This is a genomic window from Tetzosporium hominis (assembly GCF_002265435.1).
GTDB lineage: Bacteria > Bacillota > Bacilli > Bacillales_A > Planococcaceae > Chryseomicrobium > Chryseomicrobium hominis.
Genome location: NZ_NOKQ01000291.1, coordinates 1 through 256 on the forward strand (window position 1 = coordinate 1; position 256 = coordinate 256).

The 256-nt window shown below is 43.4% G+C and carries 1 protein-coding gene; it reads left to right on the forward strand.

The genetic code is table 11. The features are described from left to right. Positions 1-256: P-loop NTPase family protein (locus CF394_RS15985; protein ID WP_133079843.1), on the forward strand; the 256-nt coding region annotated here is incomplete at both ends.

The window sequence follows — 256 nt, forward strand, 5'->3', positions numbered from 1 at the left end:
AGAGTAATCTGATGTTTGCGAAGAGTTTGTCGGATTGGGGGAAGCCGCTTTACCTGATCGTGAATCAGATCGATAAGCATCGTGATGATGAGCTTACACTGGCTTCTTATCTGAATGACGTAAAAAAAGCCTTCGCTCAGTGGAAAATCACATATAAGGGGTTATTGTGCACATCTCTTAAAGTCCAGGATCATCCCTACAATCAATGGGAAACGCTGAAGTCTTTAATCGGTGAACTGATATCCCATAGGGAGCC